Annotated in this window: 1 protein-coding gene; it reads left to right on the plus strand. The window is 59.1% G+C overall.

The annotated features are described in order from the left end of the window. The first annotated feature begins 119 nt into the window (after positions 1 to 119). Positions 120 to 779: an isoprenylcysteine carboxylmethyltransferase family protein gene (locus tag QMX93_RS30780; protein WP_282359347.1), complete on the plus strand. Its 660-nt coding sequence runs from the start codon at positions 120 to 122 to the stop codon at positions 777 to 779. The last annotated feature ends 89 nt before the right edge of the window (positions 780 to 868 follow it).

Consider the following 868-nt stretch of genomic DNA (forward strand, 5'->3'; position numbering starts at 1 on the left):
GCCGAAGGCTGCGATCTTTTGATCTTGTTTTTAAAAGAACAGGATCAAAAGATCGCAGCCTTCGGCAGCTCCTACGGGGATCTACACTGCAAGAGTGTGTATGCCGCCGTGAGAACGCCATGAGAATGTCAGCGCAAATGACCGTGGTCGCCGTGCTCGCTACCCTCGCCTATCTGGGCCTGGCGGTGTGGGGCATTGGTGGCGTGGGGATGTTCTTTTCCCACGGCTCGCTGGTGGTGGTCGCGCTGGCCACCGTGGCGATGGTGATCGCGTCGATGTTTACCGAGGTCAACCTGAGCTCCGGCGAACGCGAGGATCGCGCCAATCGCTGGGTGCTTCCGGCGTTTGGCGTGATTGGTTTGCTCAGCGGTTTTCTGCCGGCTTACTGCGACCGGCTGAATTTCTGGACGTTTGGCGGCGAAGGTGTGCGCTGGCTTGGCGCGTTGTTGTTCATCATTGGCGGGGCGCTGCGCTTGTGGCCGGTGTTTGTCTTGGGCCACCGATTCAGCGGGTTGGTGGCGATTCAGCCGGGGCATCGGTTGGTCACGGATGGGATTTATCAGCACCTGCGCAACCCGAGTTATCTGGGGTTGGTGGTGAATGCGCTGGGATGGGCGCTGGCGTTTCGCTCGAGTGTCGGGTTGTTGCTGGCGGCGCTGACGTTGATTCCGTTGATCGCGCGTATTCATTCTGAAGAGGCGCTGCTGCGCGGGCAGTTTGGCGCCGAGTACGATGCTTACTGCACCCGCAGCTGGCGCTTGTTACCGGGTGTCTACTAACGCCGCCCCCCCTGTAGGAGCTGCCGAAGGCTGCGATCTTTTGATCTTGGTCTTTTAAAAAAAAAGATCAAAAGATCGCAGCCTTCGGC

This window comes from Pseudomonas sp. PS01303 (genome assembly GCF_029959385.1).
In the GTDB taxonomy this organism is placed as follows: domain Bacteria; phylum Pseudomonadota; class Gammaproteobacteria; order Pseudomonadales; family Pseudomonadaceae; genus Aquipseudomonas; species Aquipseudomonas rustica.

Coding starts and splice junctions, on each gene's coding strand:
- QMX93_RS30780 (WP_282359347.1), top strand. CDS start 120: ATGAGAATGTCAGCGCAAATGACCGTGGTCGCCGTGCTCGCTACCCTC.